The organism is Candidatus Pantoea communis, from assembly GCF_011752685.1.
GTDB classification, from domain to species: Bacteria; Pseudomonadota; Gammaproteobacteria; order Enterobacterales; family Enterobacteriaceae; genus Pantoea; species Pantoea communis.
This window is the reverse complement of record NZ_VWXC01000004.1, coordinates 246,463-262,078: the sequence shown is the minus strand read 5'-3', so window position 1 is coordinate 262,078 and position 15,616 is coordinate 246,463. Positions and strand designations below refer to the sequence as shown.

Sequence of the window (15,616 nt, the reverse complement as noted above, 5' to 3'; positions counted from 1 at the left end):
TGATGTGGCCATTTTCTTTTTTAGCCTTCGCGACCTGCCAGATAACTTTCGAAATCCAGCGTATCACTCTGTTCCAGCTTTTCCTGCGCCTGTACCGATTCCAACGCCTGACGACTGAAGTCATCTTCGGTCAAAATCTCTAACGGCTCTTCACACAGCAGATGGCGATACTGTTCAGCCAGTGCCACACCTGCGCCGGTTAAGCCATTTTCTTTGATGGCATGCAGAATACGCGCTGAATAGGTTAGCTCAGGATCATCAAACGATGCCACCAGTTGATCGCAAACCTGTTGATATTGCGTGCTGCCATAATTGCTGTCGAGCACCTCGGCAACACGACGCAGATCGGCAAACAGGGCTTTACCTACATCAACCAACGGATGTTCGGTATCGCTACAGCCCACGCCAATCACCTGGCCTGGCTTACGCCCTTCCATCACCACGCGGTTCCAGTTTTTACGACTGCACAGCAGTTCGTCCGAACTCATTTCAGGGGCATCCGCCAGGGTACACCAGATCAGGAACAGGTCGAGGAAACGCGCCTGATTAGCATCCACGCCAATGGCAGAGAACGGGTTGATATCCAGAGAACGCACTTCAATGTACTCGATCCCGCCGCGTAACAACGCATCCGAAGGCGCTTCACCCGAACGCGTCACACGTTTTGGACGAATAGGTGCGTACAGTTCGTTCTCAATCTGTAACACGTTGGTGTTCAGCTGCAGCCAGTTGCCATCGGCATCTTTGGTGCCCATGGCCGCATACTCTTCTGACGGCGTTTTAATCGCTGCTTTCAGCGCAGCAACGTAACCGTCGAGCGAGTTAAAGGTGATACCCAGGCCGCTTTGTGACTTGTTGGTATATCCCAAATCACTAAGTCGCAGTGAAGTCGCATACGGCAGCCACAGCGTACCCTTGCCGTCTGTTTCAAACGGCAACTTGCTTTCGCGACCTTGCAGGAAGGACGAACAGATCGCCGGTGAGGCACCAAACAGATATGGTATCACCCAGCCAAAGCGATAGTAATTGCGGATCAGACGCAGATAACCGGCAGAGATGGTCTCTTTACCGCTCTCCGCATCTTTAACGTCTGCCCACTCTTGCCAAAACGACAGTGGCAGCGAGAAGTTATAGTGCACGCCCGAAATAATCTGCATCAGTGCGCTGTAGCGATTTTTCAGCCCCTGCCGATAGAGGGTTTTCATCTTGCCGATATTAGAGCTGCCATATTGCGCCAGCTCAATGCTATCAACATCTTCAACATAACCCGGCATACTGAACGGCCACATGCGTTCCTGACCTAACTCTCGCGCAGTGTGGCGATGTATATCACGCAGGAAGGCCAGTGATCGATCAATGCTTTGATCGACAGGTGTAATGAACTCCAGCAGCGTTTCGGCAAAATCGGTGGTGATCCAACTGTGCTTCAGCGCTGAACCCAGAGATTCAGGATGTCCGGTGGTTGCCAGGTGACCATTCGGATTGACGCGTAACGTCTCGCGTTCAATGCCACGGCCGATACCCTTTAACGCGTCGGGATGCGCTTCCAACCAGGAAAGCGCTTTTGATACGTCCGGGATCACATTAACCTCCCGCTGTGCGAATAATTTATTTTTGTTCAGCATAATGTTAACCGTAGCCTCGAATCTGTGCGAATCAATGCCACCATTGCATTGTTTGTAATGTGGCGGTCGCGATAACGATATAACGCAGCGTTTTACCGATGGCGAGGAACAGCACCGAGGGCAGCCAGGCAAAGCGCAACCAGCCTGCAAGCACGCAAAGCAGGTCGCCCACTACCGGCAGCCAGCTTAAAAGCAGCGCTGCAGGTCCCAATCGATGTAACCACGTCATTGCTGTGTCATGCCATCGCCCCTGCCCTTTTGGCGGCATGAGGCGACCAAGAATAATGTTGGTCAGGCCGCCCAGCGTGTTTCCCACTGATGCGGCCAATAACAATCCATAGATCGAACCCTTTTGGGCGATCAGCAAAGCAATCAGCACAGCCTCTGAACTTCCCGGAAGCAGGGTGGCACTCAGAAAGCTACTGCCGAATAACGATCCATAGGTCAGAAATTCATTCACAGTAAACGGACATCAACCACATCCATGCCCGCGGCTTGCGCCGCCTGAACACCAAAGTCAGCATCTTCAAATACCACACAGCGTTCAGGTGCCACGCCCATTAACTCGGCGCAGCGTAAAAAGGTATCGGGTTGGGGTTTATGGCGCAGCACATCATCCGCGCCGACAACGGCATCAAACAGATGATAGACACCCAAGGCTTCAAGCAGGGCCTTTGCCAGGCTGTGTTCACTGCCAGTACCCACCGCCATCGGACGACGACCGTGATACGCTTTTACCACGTCCATTAACGGTAAAGGGCGTACATCATCCAGCAACATCGCCTTGAGCGCTTCGGTTTTCTCTGCGGCCAGCAAATGAGGGTCATGCTCAGCGTTGTTCTGCTCAAGAATGTACTGCGCCAGCTGCCAGGTGGGCGCGCCATTAAAACTCACCATTTTTTTCTCATCCATGGTGAAACCGTAACGGCTCAGCACCTGCTGCCAGGCTTTTCGATGTGTCGGCTCAGTATCCAGGATTGTGCCGTCCATATCGAAAATCAGGGCGTCATATTGGTCGTACATTGTCACTCCATCGAGCACCACAAAATGAGCCATTACTTTAGCGTAATGCGCTTAGGTTGTCGCCAGGTGTGCTTAACAGCAAATGCTTTGAAAGCATTAGCTATTTTTGTTTTCGGAAAAAGGTCAGGTAGCGATACCGGGGATAAATGGCGGTTATATAAGTGATTTTTGCGTGATGAAGAAAAATGGGAAGTAAATTCAGAAAGCGGACGTTGATTGTTTCGAACAGGAGATGGTGCATCCAGGAGGATTCGAACCTCCGACCGCTCGGTTCGTAGCCGAGTACTCTATCCAGCTGAGCTATGGATGCATTGAGAGATTTTCTTACGATGGACTTACTGCAATCAACCTGGGAATGATACGAAGAATGGTGCATCCAGGAGGATTCGAACCTCCGACCGCTCGGTTCGTAGCCGAGTACTCTATCCAGCTGAGCTATGGATGCATCGAGTTAATTCTTGTACAACGCAGGGTGCTGACAACTCACCATGAAAGGAACTGCTCGTTCACTCTTACTTCAGTTTTCCGAATGGTGCATCCAGGAGGATTCGAACCTCCGACCGCTCGGTTCGTAGCCGAGTACTCTATCCAGCTGAGCTATGGATGCATCGGAAATGGCGGTGAGGCGGGGATTCGAACCCCGGATGCAGCTTTTGACCGCATACTCCCTTAGCAGGGGAGCGCCTTCAGCCTCTCGGCCACCTCACCTTACGCGTTCTTCCGAACCGTGCTTCTGAACTTGTTTCTGCTCATCGGCACTGCGTGGCGCACATATTACTTTCCCGCACTTATAAGTCAAACAATTTTTCCCGACTTTTTCTGGATATCGTTCTGTTTGCACAAATGACGCGCAATTAGGGTATTTTGCCGACAAAAAGAGTGATTAATCAACAGCGAAAGCACGTTGCAGTTAACAAAATGGGAAGAAAGAAAATGAGGTTCAGGGCGGAAAAAATGAAGATGGGAGGATAAAAGCGGTAGCGCCTCGCAGGATGCGAGGCGCTGAATCCGTTAGTAACTCGTTTGCTGAGTTTTTTCGGCCTGGATACGCTGATAGATTTCTTCGCGATGCACCGAAACTTCTTTAGGCGCATTGACGCCAATACGGACCTGGTTACCTTTAACACCCAGCACCGTTACAGTCACCTCATCGCCAATCATGAGGGTTTCACCAACTCGACGAGTTAGAATAAGCATTCTTTGCTCCTTGAAAGATTAAAAGAGTCGGGCCTGTTCGGTCTCCCGGCCATATCCATCATATAACGCTGAACAATGTCTATGACAAATACACCATTGTGCATCGCCACGCCAATACATTCTGCTGATAGTTAGTTTAGCCGAAATACACTACATCAACCGGACTTTGTCATTATCGGGTGCACACCGCGTTAAAAAGCGCCAGAACATGGGGATTCTGGCGCTGCTCACGATGCTGAATTTTAATTCGTTACAGTCGGTTACTCACCCACTCCGACACGCCAGCCAGTGCGCCAGCCAGTGCCTCAGGGTTTGTACCACCCGCCTGAGCCATATCAGGACGACCGCCACCTTTTCCGCCAACCTGAGCGGCCAGTTCGCCGACCAGCTCACCCGCTTTGACGCGGTCAGTCAGGTCTTTAGTCACCCCAGCAATCAGTGAAACCTTACCTTCAGCAACCGTTGCCAGCACAATGATGGCCGAGCCGAGCTGATTCTTCAGGTCATCCATCATGGTGCGAAGCATCTTCGGCTCAACGTTGTTAAGCTCGCTGACCAGCAGTTTGGTCCCCTTCACGTCCATCGCTTTACTGCTCAGCGAGGCACTCTCTTGCGCCGCTTGCTGATCGCGTAGCTGCTGCAGTTCTTTTTCCAGCGCGCGGACATGATCAACCAGGCCGCGCACTTTCTCATTCAGATTACTGCTGTTGGCTTTAACCACCTGCGCAATTTCAGATATCTGATCGCTCTGCGCATGCAGCTGAGCAATCGCGCCTTCACCCGTCAGCGCTTCAATACGACGCACACCTGCCGCCGTGCCGGATTCAGACTGAATGCGGAACAGGCCAATGTCGCCAGTGCGCGCTGCGTGCGTACCACCGCACAGCTCAACGGAATATTCACCCATGCTAACCACGCGCACACGCTGTTCATACTTCTCACCGAACAACGCCGTTGCGCCGCGCGCTTTCGCTTCATCCAGATCCATTACTTCAGTCTGGATGAGTAAATTGCGACGAATCTGGGTATTAACGATATCTTCAACGGTGCGAATCTGCTCTGGCTTCATCGCTTCGGTATGAGAGAAGTCGAAGCGCAGGTATTTATCGTTGTTGAGTGAGCCTTTCTGACCGACATGATCGCCCAATACTTCACGTAACGCTTCATGCATCAGATGCGTTGCGGAGTGGTTGAGAATAATACGAGCACGGCGCTCTTCATCCACTTGTGCATTGAGGCGGTCACCCACACGTAGCTCACCGCTGTTGAGCTTACCGATATGACCAAAGGCTTTGCCATACTTCTGTGTATCCTGGACACTGAATTCAGCATTCTGCCCAGTCAGCACACCGGTATCGCCCACCTGGCCACCTGACTCGCCATAGAATGGTGTTTGATCCAGAATCACTACCGCTTCCTGGCCAGCCGCGATCTGCTCAACCTGCTGACCGCCAACGAACAGCGCCTGCACGGTGCCTTCAGCCTGCAGTTGGTCATAGCCTTTGAAGTCAGTGGCGGCATCAAAGCGAATCACACTGTTGTAGTCCGCGCCAAAACCACTGGCCTCACGCGCACGCTGGCGCTGCTGTTCCATGGCTGTTTCGAAGCCCGCTTCATCAATCTTCAGATTGCGCTCGCGGCAGACGTCAGCGGTCAAATCCGCTGGGAAACCAAAGGTGTCATACAGACGGAAGACCGTTTCACCATCCAGCGTATCGCCTTGCAGATTGGCCAACTCTTCATCCAGTAAAGCCAGGCCGCGTTCCAGCGTTTTAGCGAACTGCTCTTCTTCATTTTTCAGGGCATTTTCAACATGCTTCTGCTGACGTTTCAGGTCTTCACCGGCATCACCCATGACATCGATCAATGGCGCAACCAGTTTGTAGAAGAAGGCTTCTTTAGCTCCCAACATATTGCCATGACGCACTGCACGACGAATGATACGGCGCAGCACGTAGCCACGGTTTTCATTCGACGGGATGACGCCATCAGCGATCAGGAATGCACAGGAACGGATGTGGTCAGCGATGACGCGCAACGATTTATTGTTGAGGTCGGTCGCACCGGTTACCTGAGCAACAGCCTTGATCAGCTTGGCAAACAGATCGATTTCATAGTTGGAGTTAACGTGCTGCAGTACCGCAGCGATGCGCTCCAGGCCCATACCGGTATCAACAGAAGGCTTCGGCAGAGGTTCCATGATGCCGTCGGCCTGACGGTTGAACTGCATAAAAACGATGTTCCAGATCTCAATGTAGCGATCGCCATCTTCTTCCGGGCTGCCCGGTGGGCCACCCCAGATATGGTCGCCATGATCGTAGAAAATTTCGGTGCACGGACCACAAGGGCCGGTATCACCCATCTGCCAGAAGTTATCAGACGCGTAGGCGCTGCCCTTGTTATCGCCGATGCGAATAATACGTTCGCGCGGCACACCGACATCGTTAGCCCAGATTTCGAAGGCTTCATCATCGGTTTCATAAACGGTGACCCACAGACGTTCTTTCGGCAGCTTGAACCACTGTTCACCCGTCAGCAGTTCCCAGGCATAAGCAATCGCTTCTTTCTTGAAGTAGTCGCCAAAGCTGAAGTTACCCAGCATTTCAAAGAAGGTGTGGTGACGAGCGGTGTAACCAACGTTCTCAAGATCGTTGTGCTTACCACCGGCGCGTACACAACGTTGAGACGTGGTTGCGCGTGCATAATCGCGTTTATCCTGACCGAGGAAAACGTCTTTAAACTGCACCATTCCCGCATTGGTAAACAGCAACGTTGGGTCGTTGTTCGGTACGAGGGAGCTGCTGGCTACAACCTGATGTCCCTTGCTATGAAAAAAGTCGAGAAACGCTTGACGGATCTCAGCAGTGCTCTTGCTCATATAATTCCTGGAATCACGCTAACGAACGTTCCCTTTCGCGGGCAAACCACATCTGCAGGTTTACCGCTGATTGAGGAACAAAAAGTGGGAATAAGATAAATTTTCTTCAGTGGGAAGTAAAATCCCATCGCCTTTCAGTCGTCAATATTTCTGAAAACTGCCTGAATATCTTCCATCATAAAGCCTTTAGACATTAAAAAGCGCTGTACTTTGCTTTTCTCAGCCCAGGTTTGCGGCAGAGGATCACCAAACTTACGCTTAGCCAAATCGGCCGCGCATTGGCTCCAGTCCACTTCAGTATCCATCATCGCCTGATTGATCTCATCGCGGCTGATGCCCTTCTGCTGCAATTCCATACGCACGCGCTGTGAGCCGTAACCTTTCCGTGCGCGACTTTGGATAAAGCGTTCGGTGAAGCGCTGATCGTTGAGCCAGCCACTCTCCTGGCACCAGTCGAGCACCTTTTCCAGCAGCTCATCCGGTATCGGCACATTTTCTTCTTGCTTCAGATAAGCCGCACGCTGAGAAGAGAGTTGCAGCTTACGCTTCAATTCGTCACGGCTGTGGTCACGCTGCGATAGCACACGCATGGCACGATCCAGCAAACGGGAAAATGTCGGCACCGAAGCCGTTGAAGGTGATGATGACATGAATTTGACCTTGTTCTGACTGTTGCGCAGGGTAAAGCAAGAAGACGATCTGGGGAAGTGTTGACGGGGAAAAGCAAACGGGAGCATCGCTGCTCCCGTGGTGGGTATCTTAGAAATCTTCGTTGGTTTCGCTAGCTTCTTCGTAGTCATCAGCAGAGATTTCTGCTGCACCCGCTCCAGCCGTTGCACCCGTCAGCAGCAGATCGCGTAACTTCTTATCGATCTCGTTAGCAATCGCTGGGTTCTCTTTCAGGAAGTTGGTCGAGTTCGCTTTACCTTGACCAATCTTTTCGCCGTTGTAGCTGTACCACGCACCGGCTTTCTCAACCAGTTTGTGTTTCACGCCGAGATCCACCAGCTCGCCAAAGGTGTTGATGCCTTCACCGTACATAATCTGGAATTCAGCCTGCTTAAATGGCGCAGCAATTTTGTTCTTCACCACTTTTACGCGGGTTTCGCTACCGACCACTTCATCGCCCTCTTTAATCGCACCGATACGGCGGATATCAAGACGAACAGAGGCATAGAATTTCAGCGCGTTACCACCGGTGGTGGTTTCTGGGTTACCAAACATCACACCAATTTTCATACGAATCTGGTTGATGAAGATCAGCAGCGTGTTGGACTGCTTCAGGTTACCCGCTAACTTACGCATCGCCTGGCTCATCATACGTGCGGCCAGACCCATGTGCGAATCACCGATTTCACCTTCGATTTCCGCTTTCGGCGTCAGTGCCGCAACGGAGTCCACAATGATCACATCAACGGCACCGGAGCGAGCTAACGCATCACAAATCTCCAGCGCTTGTTCACCGGTGTCCGGCTGCGAACACAGCAGATTGTCGATATCAACGCCGAGTTTTTTGGCATACACCGGATCAAGCGCATGTTCAGCATCGATAAAGGCACAGGTTTTACCTTTACGCTGTGCAGCGGCAATCACCTGCAGCGTCAGCGTGGTTTTACCGGAAGATTCTGGTCCGTAGATCTCAACGATACGCCCCATCGGCAAGCCACCAGCACCCAACGCGATATCCAGTGACAGTGAACCGGTTGAGATAGTTTCTACGTCCATTGAGCGGTCTTCACCCAGGCGCATGATCGAGCCTTTGCCAAATTGTTTCTCAATCTGGCCCAGCGCGGCAGCTAAAGCTTTCTGTTTGTTCTCGTCAATCGCCATTTCCACTCCTAATCATGCTGGGTAAGCCGACATCATTGTGTGCCTGCTCGTTCTGTTGCCGGTAATTATACTGTATGACCATACAGTATCAAGTTTAATTTGTCAGAAATTCATCAAGCAGTGTTTGCAGCGCCCAGCTGACGGATTGCCGACGCACCGCGTCACGGTCTCCGGCAAAGATCTGCCGCTGCGCCAGAACACGATCGCCAGGTCCGGCAATGGCAAACCACACTGTACCCACTGGCTTTTCTGCCGAACCACCATCTGGCCCCGCAATCCCGCTCACAGCAATGCCAAACTCGGCGCCGGCGGCATTGCAGGCACCTTGAGCCATCTCACGCACAGTTTGCTCACTGACCGCGCCATACTGCGCCAGAGTCGCTGCCTGCACGCCCACCATCTGCTGTTTGGCTTCGTTGCTGTAGGTCACGAAACCCCGCTCAAACCAGGCAGAGCTGCCACTGATATCGGTAAACACTTTGGCGATCCAGCCACCGGTGCAAGATTCCGCCGCGGTCACCGTTGCCTTGCGTTTCTTGAGCTGTTCACCAATACGCTGGCTGAGCTGCTGCAACTGTTGGTCGTTCATCGCCCTCTCCTGTTTTGGCGCTGCGCGTTAGCCATAAATGGTGCAACAGAGCGCCCTTTTCAACCTCTGTCGCACCAATTTGCGCAGCCGCTTCCAGCAATTTTAACGCGTTCTCACTGCCACCATAAATAAACGCGGGAAAGCCAGCAAAACCTGACCATTGCTGCGTGGGGGATAAGCCGGCATTAATGCCTGATGATAGTCATGCAGAAAATCCGCTTGTTGCTGTTCGGTCAATCCAGCGAGGAAAGGACGCAAGCCCGTGGCACGGAGCCAGGTAATGATGGCCTGCGCATCGGCCATCGGGTGATAGTACGTGGTACGCCAGATATCCACCTGACAGCCTGCATCACTCAGCAAGTCATAATACTGTTCCGTGCTCAGCAGGCGTTTGCGATCCGCGGCCTGTGGCGAGATATGTGCCTGCCAGCGTTCACTGGCCGCCACTTTACGCATCAAGCTGTGAGAGGCTTCTTCAAGATTGTCCGGCATCTGTATCGCCAGAGCGCCACCGATATCCAGCTGTTCAACCAAATGCGGCAGCAGCGTGTAGTGATCGGTTAACCACTGCAGCGAAGCATTCGCATAGATGACCTGCTGTGGCTGGCTCGCCTGCCAGGTACGAATATCCGCCTGCAGAAAAGTGCAGGCTGGTAACCGCTCTTGCGCTTGTTCCAGCATGGCTGCAGAGCTATCGATGCCTGTAATCACCGCGCCTGGCCACGCTTGCGCCAGCAGCTCAGTGCTGTTGCCGGGACCGCATCCGAGGTCAGTCGCGAAATGCACGTCGGTTAGTGGAATACGTTCTAAGAGTTCACGCGCAGGGCGCGTGCGTTCCGATTCAAATTGACGATACAGCTGTGGATTCCAGTCTTGCATGGCAACGCTCCTGTCTGGCTGAAGAGCATCACACTACCTGTTTTCTCAATCGCTAAGCGAAGAGAAAAGTGCGATGTCTCACCTTTTTACCCTTTGTCACTGGTTAATGTCAGTCACGAGCACTAAGTTAAAACAATGTTTCATTTTTAAAAAACGAGGATCGCGTTATGGCTTCACAACCTGAATTAACCGGCGTCTGGTGTCCTTCAGTTACCCCTTTCGATCAAGATAATAAGCTCGACATTGATGCGCTGGGCCGCCACTTTGCGCGCCTGAACGCCTCGGGGATTGATACGCTGTTGCTGATGGGCAGTATCGGGGAGTTTGCTTCGCTGACCCAACAGGAACGGCTGATGCTGATTCGCGAAGCTCGTCAGCTTTCGCCACTGACCATGGTCGCGAATATCTCAAGTACCTGCGTTCCCGACATGTTGCAGCTCGCTGAAGCCGCCTGGCAAAACGGTTATGACGCCGTGATGGTTTTGCCGCCCTACTACTATGGGCAAACGCAGAAACAGCTGTTGAGCTACTTTAAAGCACTGGATAAACAGCTAGGTGGAAAGTGGTTTGCCTATAATTTCCCGGCGCGCACCGGCTGCGATTTGACGCCCGCATTGGTAGCAGAATTAGCCGCTGAACTGCCGCAGTTTATCGGCATTAAAGACACCATGGATTGTCTTTCACACAACCGGGCCCTGATTGAAGAAACCCAAAAGGTACGCCCTGATTTCACGGTGCTTTCCGGATATGACGAATATCTGCTGCCCAATTTACTGGCAGGCGGTGCCGGGGTGATTTCCGGCTTAAACAACATAGTACCGGAGTTGTTTGCCGAGGCGATGCACGCATGGCGAGCGGGAGAGTTAGCGCAGTTGGCACAAATTCAACAGCGTATTGGTAAGCTGATGGCGATTTACACCATCGGCGATGACTTTGTCACGACCATCAAAACCGCAGTGGCGCGCAAATATGATTCTATGAGCAGTCATTCACGTAATTATGGCGGTGAACTCACGGTTGAGCAGTGCGCAGAGCTGGATCGTTTGCTGATGTGATCACAATAAGGGACGGCCGGGCAGCCGTCCTGTTCTCAGTTCTTTTTAACAAACTCAGATTTGAGTTTCATCGGGCCAAAACCATCGATTTTGCAATCAATGTTGTGGTCGCCTTCAACCAGACGAATGCTTTTCACTTTGGTGCCAATCTTCAGGGTTGAAGAACTGCCTTTCACCTTGAGATCCTTAACCACAGTAACGCTGTCCCCATCAGCCAGCAGATTGCCATTGGCATCCCGCACCACCAAACCATCCGATGCTGCATCAGCACTCGGTGACCAGATATGACCACAAGATGGGCAGTTCAGGTTCTCACCATCCTGCCAGGTATAATCAGCCTGACACACAGGGCAAGCAGGTAATGTTGTCATGAGCATTCCTCAGAAGTCGAAAGGCGGTGAAGATGGCACCGCAAAAGGGGCGCCATCTTATACCCTCACTCTTTATAAGGACAGCATTAAAGCATGTTGCCCTGACGCGCTTTCGCCACTGCCTGACCCAACTGCCATACAGCCATGGCATAGTGTGTGCTGTGGTTATAACGCGTGATGACATAGAAGTTAGGCAGGCCATACCAATATTGATAACTGGTGCCAAGATCAAGGCGCAGCAGACTCGCCTGGTTATTACCATCCAGCGATCCTTGCGGCGTCAGGCCGCTCGCCATCAGCGTATTCACCGGATAAAGCGTTTTAAACCCATTTTCCAGCGCAGGAGCCTGCCCGCTTGCCGGTACGGCAACATTCTGCCCTGCCCGCCAGCCGTGCTCTTTAAAGTAATTTGCTACGCTACCAATCGCATCCACAGGATCCCACAGGTTAATGTGGCCATCACCATTGAAGTCGACCGCATACTCTTTATAGGAAGACGGCATAAACTGACCGTACCCCATTGCACCCGCAAAGGAACCGCGCAGATCCAGCGGATCATCCTGTTCAGTGCGCGCCATCAGCAGGAAGGTTTCCAGTTCGCCGCTGAAGTAGGCCGCGCGACGAGGATAGCTAAAGGATAAGGTGGCCAGCGCATCCAGCAGACGCGTTTTGCCCATCACCCGACCCCAGCGTGTTTCCACACCAATGATTCCGACAATGATCTCCGGCGGCACACCATAAACCTGCTGAGCGCGTTGCAGCGCGTCCTGATATTGATCCCAGAACGCCACACCATTTTGCACATTATCTGGCGTGATAAATTTATTACGGTAGCGGATCCAGGCGCCGTTTGGCCCCGTCGGAGGCGTGTAGCTTGGTGCTTGTTGATCCATCAGGCGCAGCACGTAATCAAGACGCTTCGCCTGGCCAATCACGGCGTGCAGTTGATCACGGTTAAAACCGTGTTTTGCCACCATTTGATCAATAAACTGCTCAGCCGCTGGATTCCCTGCGAAATCACCAAACATCGACTGAACGGCGTGTGAAGGTTCCAGTAAAAAACCACCTTTTGGTGCAGGCACAACGGCGGTTTGCTGCTGGGTTGCAGGCTTACTGCTGCAGGCAGCAAGCAAGGCGATAAGTGGAAGAAAAGCAACCTTAAAACGCATTAGATATCCATAAGCCAGATGAAACCGGAAGCCAACATGGTAATCGTTCATCAAAGCGGGATACAGAGCAATATCTTAAATTTACGCCGCTATTCCCTGGTTTCAGTGGGTTGCAGCGAAAATTTGCGGAACAGCTCCACACTTTATCTTTATCGCCCAATTTTACTTTTTACTGCTTATCGCAATTTGTTAAGGTCGGCAGCCAGAATCCATTGCAGCCGGATGATGCGCGCAGGGCAAAATGTTAATATCTGCGCCTTGGTTATCCGTCTGTGAGATAACGCACCACACTGGCCTGCTCATATCGGGCAGCCATGATTGAACGAGTGAATTTTGAGCGAAAACGAGATGAAAGGAGCAGCGCAAATGGACTTTACTGGCCACACGCCCATGATGCAGCAATACCTGCGCCTGAAGGCTGACCATCCCGAAATCCTGCTGTTTTATCGCATGGGCGATTTTTACGAGCTGTTCTACGACGACGCCAGGCGAGCCTCACAACTGCTGGAGATTTCACTCACGAAACGCGGCGCGTCAGCGGGTGAACCCATCCCGATGGCGGGCGTGCCCTATCATGCTGTTGAAGGTTATCTGGCAAAACTGGTCCAGCTCGGTGAATCCGTGGCGATCTGCGAACAGATTGGCGACCCGGCACTGAGCAAAGGACCGGTTGAGCGTAAAGTCGTGCGCATTGTGACACCAGGCACCATCAGTGATGAAGCGCTGCTGCAGGAGCGTCAGGACAACTTACTGGCGGCCATCTTCCAGAGCCAGCGCGGGTTTGGTTATGCCACCCTCGATATCAGCTCGGGGCGTTTTCGCCTGAGCGAACCTGTCGACCAGGAGACCATGGCGGCAGAACTCCAGCGCACTAATCCTGCTGAACTGCTCTATCCCGAAGATTTCCAGGCCATGGCGCTGATCGATCAGCGTCGTGGTCTGCGCCGTCGTCCGCTATGGGAATATGAAATCGACACCGCACGCCAGCAATTAAACCTGCAATTCGGCACGCGTGATCTTAGCGGCTTTGGTGTTGAACAGGCTCATCTGGCGCTACGCGCTGCGGGTTGTCTGCTTCAATATGTTAAGGATACCCAACGCACCTCCCTGCCACATATTCGCTCGTTAAGTATGGAGCGCCAGCAGGACAGCGTAATCATGGATGCAGCCACTCGCCGCAACCTGGAAATCACGCAAAACCTGGCCGGGGGCACCGAAAATACCCTGGCGGCAGTGTTGGATAAAACCGTTACCCCGATGGGCAGCCGTATGCTGAAGCGCTGGCTGCATATGCCGCTGCGCGATGTCACCACCATCAGTCGTCGCCAGGAATCGATTGCCGAACTGCAATCTCTGAGTGAAGCATTACAGCCGGTACTGCGCCAGGTGGGCGATTTGGAACGCATCCTGGCGCGTCTGGCACTGCGCACCGCGCGCCCGCGTGATTTAGCTCGCATGCGGCATGCATTCCAGCAGCTGCCGGAATTAAACCATCAGCTGGAAGGTGTCGAGGCGACTCAACTGGTCAATCTGCGTTCGCAGATGGGTGAATTTACTGAACTACGCGAGCTGCTGGAACTAGCCGTCATTGAATCTCCTCCCGTGCTGGTGCGTGACGGGGGTGTGATTGCGCCCGGCTATAACGCTGAATTAGATGAATGGCGTGCGCTGGCCGACGGTGCCACTGATTATCTCGACCGCCTGGAAATTCGCGAACGAGAGAAGCTAGGGCTGGATACTTTAAAGGTGGGTTTTAACGCAATTCATGGTTACTACATTCAGGTCAGCCGCGGCCAAAGCCACCTGGTGCCGATTCACTATGTCCGCCGCCAGACCCTGAAGAACGCCGAGCGCTACATCATTCCTGAATTGAAAGAGTATGAAGACAAAGTACTGACCTCAAAAGGCAAAGCGCTGGCGCTGGAAAAAGGCCTGTACGAAGCGTTACTCGATCAGTTGCTGCCACATCTTGAAGCACTGCAGATCAGTGCCGCGGCGCTGGCTGAACTGGATGTGTTGGCTAACCTGGCAGAACGCGCCTGGACACTGAATTACTGCCGCCCGGTGTTGCAGGAAAAAGCGGGCATTCGCATCACCGCGGGCCGCCATCCGGTCGTGGAACAGGTCCTGAAAGAGCCGTTTATTGCTAATCCGCTATCATTGTCGAATCAACGACGTATGTTGATCATCACCGGCCCCAACATGGGCGGTAAGAGTACTTACATGCGTCAGACTGCATTGATCGCGCTGATGGCGTGGATTGGCAGCTATGTGCCAGCCGAAGAAACCATAATGGGCCCTATCGATCGCATCTTCACTCGCGTCGGTGCGGCTGATGACCTGGCTTCTGGGCGTTCAACTTTTATGGTTGAGATGACGGAAACGGCCAATATCCTGCATAACGCCACGGAGAACAGCCTGGTGTTGATGGATGAAATCGGTCGCGGCACATCGACCTACGATGGGCTGTCGCTGGCATGGGCTTGTGCGGAGAGCCTGGCAAACCGCATCAAAGCGATGACACTGTTTGCCACCCACTACTTCGAACTTACGACCCTGCCGGAAAAAATGGAAGGCGTAGTGAATGTGCATCTTGATGCCATGGAGCATGGCGATACCATTGCATTTATGCACAGCGTACAAGATGGTGCAGCCAGCAAAAGCTATGGTTTAGCAGTTGCTGCATTAGCGGGTGTGCCGAAAGACGTGATCAAACGTGCGCGCAACAAGTTGAAAGAGCTGGAAGCGCTCTCCGGCAGTTCTGCGGCATCTACGGTAGAAGGATCGCAAATGCAGCTGCTGGTGGCAGAAACATCGCCAGCCGTAGACGCACTGGAAGCGTTGGACCCTGATAGTCTTACGCCAAAACAGGCGCTGGAGTGGATTTACCGCCTTAAAACATTGGTCTAGTTCAATTTTAATGAGCGGCGGGTAATGACGCCGCTCATTAGCGTAACGGCCTGATAACGCACATAAAAAAACGGTGACCCAAGGGTCACC

At 52.7% G+C, this 15,616-nt stretch carries 13 protein-coding genes and 4 tRNA genes; 2 read left to right on the top strand and 15 right to left on the bottom strand.

From position 1 onward, the window contains the following. Positions 1 to 20: 20 nt before the first annotated feature. The 13 genes from gshA to tam form a co-directional block, all read right to left on the bottom strand. Entirely contained in the window at positions 21 to 1,625 is a 1,605-nt protein-coding gene (gshA, locus tag F3J37_RS08400) for a glutamate--cysteine ligase (RefSeq protein WP_034822215.1), read from the bottom strand. 31 nt (positions 1,626 to 1,656) lie between these two features. Beyond that, the gene (locus tag F3J37_RS08395) at positions 1,657 to 2,085 is read right to left on the bottom strand and encodes a YqaA family protein (protein ID WP_100703645.1); all 429 of its coding nucleotides are present in this window, start codon (positions 2,083 to 2,085) and stop codon (positions 1,657 to 1,659) included. Then, a complete protein-coding gene (gene yqaB / locus F3J37_RS08390; RefSeq protein WP_166932964.1) occupies positions 2,082 to 2,648 on the bottom strand; it encodes a fructose-1-phosphate/6-phosphogluconate phosphatase in 567 nt (188 codons plus the stop codon). Before yqaB ends, F3J37_RS08395 begins: the two co-directional genes overlap by 4 nt. A gap of 233 nt (positions 2,649 to 2,881) precedes the next feature. Then, a tRNA-Arg gene (locus F3J37_RS08385) sits at positions 2,882 to 2,958 on the bottom strand. A gap of 58 nt (positions 2,959 to 3,016) precedes the next feature. Continuing rightward, positions 3,017 to 3,093 (bottom strand) — tRNA-Arg (locus tag F3J37_RS08380). A gap of 85 nt (positions 3,094 to 3,178) precedes the next feature. After that, positions 3,179 to 3,255 (bottom strand) — tRNA-Arg (locus F3J37_RS08375). Positions 3,256 to 3,263: 8 nt separating this feature from the next. After that, positions 3,264 to 3,356, bottom strand: a tRNA-Ser gene (locus tag F3J37_RS08370). A gap of 303 nt (positions 3,357 to 3,659) precedes the next feature. Continuing rightward, complete coding sequence (gene csrA, locus F3J37_RS08365; RefSeq protein WP_004155916.1) at positions 3,660 to 3,845, bottom strand: carbon storage regulator CsrA; 186 nt, start codon at positions 3,843 to 3,845, stop codon at positions 3,660 to 3,662. A gap of 250 nt (positions 3,846 to 4,095) precedes the next feature. Continuing rightward, a complete protein-coding gene (gene alaS, locus F3J37_RS08360) occupies positions 4,096 to 6,723 on the bottom strand; it encodes an alanine--tRNA ligase (RefSeq protein ID WP_166932962.1) in 2,628 nt (875 codons plus the stop codon). Between the two features lie 134 nt (positions 6,724 to 6,857). Continuing rightward, positions 6,858 to 7,373 (bottom strand): regulatory protein RecX, encoded by a 516-nt coding sequence (locus F3J37_RS08355; RefSeq protein WP_176505750.1) that lies wholly within the window; start codon positions 7,371 to 7,373, stop codon positions 6,858 to 6,860. A gap of 109 nt (positions 7,374 to 7,482) precedes the next feature. Further along, positions 7,483 to 8,553 (bottom strand): recombinase RecA, encoded by a 1,071-nt coding sequence (gene recA / locus F3J37_RS08350; RefSeq protein ID WP_034822205.1) that lies wholly within the window; start codon positions 8,551 to 8,553, stop codon positions 7,483 to 7,485. A gap of 94 nt (positions 8,554 to 8,647) precedes the next feature. Beyond that, complete coding sequence (gene pncC, locus F3J37_RS08345; protein ID WP_058961482.1) at positions 8,648 to 9,142, bottom strand: nicotinamide-nucleotide amidase; 495 nt, start codon at positions 9,140 to 9,142, stop codon at positions 8,648 to 8,650. Positions 9,143 to 9,244: 102 nt separating this feature from the next. Next, complete coding sequence (tam, locus tag F3J37_RS08340) at positions 9,245 to 10,021, bottom strand: trans-aconitate 2-methyltransferase (RefSeq protein WP_166932960.1); 777 nt, start codon at positions 10,019 to 10,021, stop codon at positions 9,245 to 9,247. A 167-nt stretch (positions 10,022 to 10,188) separates the two neighbouring features. Between tam and F3J37_RS08335 the strand changes: the two genes are divergently transcribed. Next, positions 10,189 to 11,076: a dihydrodipicolinate synthase family protein gene (locus F3J37_RS08335; protein ID WP_160868371.1), complete on the top strand. Its 888-nt coding sequence runs from the start codon at positions 10,189 to 10,191 to the stop codon at positions 11,074 to 11,076. Positions 11,077 to 11,111: 35 nt separating this feature from the next. On the opposite strand, the gene F3J37_RS08330 is transcribed toward F3J37_RS08335, so the two are convergent. Together F3J37_RS08330 and mltB are read right to left on the bottom strand one after the other, a co-directional pair. Next, a complete protein-coding gene (locus F3J37_RS08330) occupies positions 11,112 to 11,447 on the bottom strand; it encodes a zinc ribbon domain-containing protein YjdM (protein WP_034822198.1) in 336 nt (111 codons plus the stop codon). Between the two features lie 86 nt (positions 11,448 to 11,533). Next, positions 11,534 to 12,616, bottom strand: coding sequence for a lytic murein transglycosylase B (gene mltB / locus F3J37_RS08325; RefSeq protein ID WP_166932958.1), 1,083 nt, complete (start codon positions 12,614 to 12,616; stop codon positions 11,534 to 11,536). 348 nt (positions 12,617 to 12,964) lie between these two features. Here mltB and mutS point away from each other — a divergent pair, with 348 nt between their 5' ends. Next, entirely contained in the window at positions 12,965 to 15,526 is a 2,562-nt protein-coding gene (gene mutS, locus F3J37_RS08320; protein ID WP_370662127.1) for a DNA mismatch repair protein MutS, read from the top strand. Positions 15,527 to 15,616: the final 90 nt, after the last annotated feature.